This is a genomic window from Bacillus sp. mrc49 (genome assembly GCF_002803435.1).
Window position 1 is genome coordinate 1 of the sequence record NZ_PHNG01000126.1, and the last position, 983, is coordinate 983.

Annotated in this window: 1 protein-coding gene; it reads right to left on the reverse strand. The window is 38.9% G+C overall.

All coding sequences use genetic code 11. The features are described from left to right. Positions 1-983: ABC transporter substrate-binding protein (locus CVN76_RS00865; RefSeq protein WP_157805396.1), on the reverse strand; the 983-nt coding region annotated here is incomplete at both ends.

Genomic DNA, 983 nt, shown 5'->3' on the forward strand with positions numbered 1-983 from the left:
GCGAAGGTATGGATCTGTATTCAATAGGTTTAAGAACGCCATGGCCTTTTCTGGATTTTTTGAAGTTGCAGAGATAGCTTGAATGGCGCCTGTTACAGAGTTGTTAAATGTAATCGGATCATGCATCGGTTGAACGGCTACGTTATAACCTGCAGAACGGGACCATATCAATTCCGCATATGGCTGGTACATTTCTTTACGTACGAACCAGTTTTGTACCTCTAACGGCCATGGATCTGTACTTGTTGCTGCATCCGCTTTTATATAACCCGCTTTATAGAATTCGTGCATCGTTTTTAACGTTTCCATCATAATATCCGATTCGAAGATATTAACTACTTTTCCTTTATCTCCTTCTAGAGGAAACGCAAACGGCAATTCATCTTCCAATACATAATCAAATGGTAGATACGGTTTGAAAGTGGCAATCGGTGTAAAGTCTGGCTCATTTTCTTTAACGGTTTTCAATAAAGGCTTCAAGTCTTCCAACGAGTGAATCCTTGAAATATCCATATTGTATTTATCGACGATATCCTTGTTGAATACGTACACACTTTGCTGACCTACTTCTTTGTTTGAAGGAATGCCATAAAGCTTTCCATCAATTTTAGCTCCTTCTAAGTAAGCTGGATCAATCGTTGCTTTCAATTCTTTTCCATGTGTGTCAAGAAGTTCATTTAGGTCTTTAAATGCCCCTTTTTGTGCATTTAACACATAGTTTCCACCTGCAGTATAGGCAATATCAAATGATTCACCTGAAGCAATCATAACTTGCATTTTTTGATCATAATCGCCCCAGTCGATTTGTCTCATTTTAACGGTGGCGTTAATTTTTTCTTTCGTGTATTTACTTACTTCCTCCATGACTTTATCAGCATCTTTTTGAGGTGTCCCGATTGTGTACCACGTAATTTCATAAGGTTTTCCTTCACCCGCTTTACTTCCGCTCGTTTTTTCTGAATCCCCTCCACTACATGCAGCTA